2 protein-coding genes are annotated in these 2,862 nt (G+C 59.5%); both read left to right on the top strand.

Features of this window, described 5'->3' with window-relative positions; all coding sequences use genetic code 11:
* A partial coding sequence (locus tag ACIP66_RS28430; protein WP_400652586.1) for an NADP-dependent isocitrate dehydrogenase occupies positions 1–2,064 on the top strand: 2,064 nt, incomplete at its 5' end.
* 198 nt (positions 2,065–2,262) lie between these two features.
* Positions 2,263–2,709 (top strand): NUDIX hydrolase, encoded by a 447-nt coding sequence (locus ACIP66_RS28425; protein WP_400652583.1) that lies wholly within the window; start codon positions 2,263–2,265, stop codon positions 2,707–2,709.
* Positions 2,710–2,862 lie beyond the last annotated feature (153 nt).

The raw sequence follows: 2,862 nt of genomic DNA, 5'->3' as shown, positions 1-2,862 counted from the left end.
GAGCAACTGGGTGACAAAGCCGTAGCCGACCACCTCGCCGAACTGGGCGACCTGGCCGTTACGCCTGAAGCCAACATCATCAAGCTGCCGAACATCAGCGCTTCGGTGCCTCAGCTGCAAGCCGCGATCAAAGAGCTGCAAGCGCAGGGTTACAACCTGCCGGACTACCCGGAAACCGTGACCAGCGACGCCGACAAAGATGCCAAGGCGCGTTACGACAAGGTCAAGGGCAGCGCCGTGAACCCGGTTCTGCGTGAAGGCAACTCCGACCGTCGCGCTCCGCTGTCGGTTAAAAACTATGCGCGCAAGCACCCGCACAAAATGGGCGCTTGGGCCAAAGACTCCAAGTCCCACGTCGCTCACATGAGCACCGGCGATTTCTACGGCAGCGAAAAAGCTGCCCTGATCGACGCCGCTGACGCCGTGAAGATCGAGCTGATCGCCAAAGACGGCACCGCGACCGTTCTGAAAGAAAAAACCACCGTTCAGGCTGGCGAGATCCTCGACTGCGCCGTGATGAGCAAAAACGCTCTGCGCGCGTTCATCGCTGCTGAAATCGAAAGCGCCAAGGCCCAAGGCGTACTGCTTTCGGTTCACCTGAAAGCGACCATGATGAAGGTCTCCGACCCGATCATGTTCGGCCAGATCGTTGCCGAGTTCTATAAAGACGCGCTGACCAAGCACGCAGCCGTGCTGGCCGAGATCGGCTTCAACCTGAACAACGGCATCGGCGATCTGTACGCTCGCATCAAAGCCCTGCCGGCTGAGCAGCAAGCGCAGATCGAAGCCGACATGGCCGCCGTCTACGCCGCTCGTCCGTCGCTGGCGATGGTCAACTCCGACAAAGGCATCACCAACCTGCACGTGCCGAGCGACGTTATCGTCGACGCCTCGATGCCAGCGATGATCCGTGACTCCGGCAAAATGTGGGGCACTGACGGTCAGTTGCACGACACCAAGGCTGTGATTCCGGATCGTTGCTACGCGACCATCTACCAAGCCGTGATCGAAGATTGCAAAGCCAATGGCGCTTTCGACCCGACCACCATGGGCAGCGTGCCAAACGTGGGTCTGATGGCGAAGAAAGCCGAAGAGTACGGCTCGCACGACAAGACCTTCCAGATCAAGGCTGACGGCGTGGTTCGCGTGACCGACAGCAAAGGCACCCTGCTGATGGAACAGGCTGTTGAAGCCGGCGACATCTTCCGCATGTGCCAGACCAAAGACGCGCCGATCCAGGACTGGGTCAAACTGGCCGTCAACCGTGCTCGCGCCAGCAGCACGCCAGCGATCTTCTGGCTCGACCCAATGCGCGCTCACGACGGCGTAGTGATCGAGAAAGTTCAGGCGTACCTGAAGGATCACGACACGTCCGGTCTGGACATCCAGATCATGGCGCCGGTCGACGCGATGAAGTTCACCCTGCAGCGCACCCGCGAAGGCAAGGACACCATTTCGGTGACCGGCAACGTACTGCGCGACTACCTGACTGACCTGTTCCCGATCATGGAACTGGGCACGAGCGCCACGAGGCTGTCGATCGTGCCGCTGATGAACGGCGGTGGCCTGTTCGAAACCGGCGCCGGCGGTTCGGCTCCGAAGCACGTGCAGCAACTGGTTGAAGAGAACTTCCTGCGCTGGGATTCGCTGGGCGAGTTCCTCGCACTGGCAGCGTCCCTTGAGCATCTGGGCGTGAACTACAACAACCCGAAAGCGCTGGTGCTGTCGAAAACACTGGATCAGGCCACTGGCCAGTTCCTCGACAACAACAAGTCGCCATCGCGCAAAGTCGGCAACATCGACAACCGCGGCAGCCACTTCTACCTGGCGATGTACTGGGCTCAGGCCCTGGCCGCCCAGACTGAAGACGCGGCACTGCAAGCGCAGTTCGCGACTCTGGCCAAGACTCTGACCGAGAACGAAGCAACCATCGTTGCCGAACTCAACGCCGTTCAGGGCAAGCCAGTCGACATCGGCGGTTACTACCACGCCAATGCCGAGCTGATCAGCAAGGCCATGCGCCCAAGCGCAACCCTCAACGCGGCGATTGCTGCGCTGGTTTAAGGTTGTAGCGCGGTAAACAAACCCCGGCCTGGTGCCGGGGTTTGTGTTTCCAGAGTTCACACAAATCCCTTGTAGGAGTGAGCCTGCTCGCGATAGCGGTATACCATTCAACAATTATGGTGACTGACAATGCGCTATCGCGAGCAGGCTCACTCCTACATTGGATTGCATTTCAACCCCAGACTTGAGGAAGGTTTTATGGAATGGCTCCCCCACATCACCGTCGCCACCATCGTCGAGGACAACGGTCGCTTCCTGATGGTTGAAGAACACAAAGCCGGGCGCAACGTGCTCAACCAGCCCGCCGGCCATCTCGACCCGAACGAAACCCTGATCGACGCCGCCATCCGCGAAACCCTTGAAGAAACCGGCTGGGACGTCGAGCCCACCGGCGTCATCGGTATTTACCTGTACACCGCCCCGAGCAACGGCGTGACCTACCAGCGCGTGTGCTTCAGCGCCAAAGCCGTTAAACATCACCCGGATTACCAATTGGACGACGGCATCGTCGGCGCCAAGTGGCTGACCCGCGACGAATTAATCGCCCAGCGCGACAACTGGCGCAGTGAGCTGATCATCCGTTGCATCGACGATTATCTGGCCGGGCATCACTTCAGCCTCGAACTGATCCGCCCTTCTCTTTAGCCTTGAGGCCGTGAGCCTGCTAGAATCGCGTCCTTTTTCAAGACACTCATTGAATCCCTATGCGTGATCCAGCCCCTTCTGACTCATCCAAGTTGCGCGTCATTGTCGGCATGTCCGGCGGCGTGGTCTCTTCCGTTTCCGCTCTCCTGCTGA

The sequence above is a fragment of the Pseudomonas sp. NPDC088429 genome (assembly GCF_044753305.1).
GTDB lineage: Bacteria > Pseudomonadota > Gammaproteobacteria > Pseudomonadales > Pseudomonadaceae > Aquipseudomonas > Aquipseudomonas rustica.
This window is presented reverse-complemented; position numbering and strand designations above follow the sequence as displayed.

Bases quoted from the DNA above. Each gene is read 5' to 3' on its own strand.
- ACIP66_RS28425 (WP_400652583.1), top strand. From the start codon at position 2,263: ATGGAATGGCTCCCCCACATCACCGTCGCCACCATCGTCGAGGACAAC.